Genomic DNA, 235 nt, shown 5'->3' with positions numbered 1-235 from the left:
TATTTCCGTAGAACTTTTCAATATCATTTACAGAAATTCGTTCATCGTAGGGAGGATTAAAGATCATACACAATTGACGTCCGGTTTCTTTTTTACTATTAAAAAAGTCCTGAACTTTAATTTCAATACATTCTTGAAGATTAGCATTTTTAATATTCTGCTTCGCTTTTTTAACTGCACAAGCATCAGTGTCAAAACCATAGATATTAAAATGAAAATCCCTAATTTTCTTTAA

At 28.9% G+C, this 235-nt stretch carries 1 protein-coding gene; it reads right to left on the bottom strand.

Going from position 1 to position 235, the window contains the following annotated elements:
• Positions 1-235, bottom strand: a 235-nt coding sequence (locus tag ACY2RT_RS15675) for a methyltransferase (protein ID WP_490156838.1), incomplete at both ends; no start/stop codon positions are given.

The organism is Ulvibacter sp. 2210JD10-4, from assembly GCF_058148525.1.
This window is presented reverse-complemented; position numbering and strand designations above follow the sequence as displayed.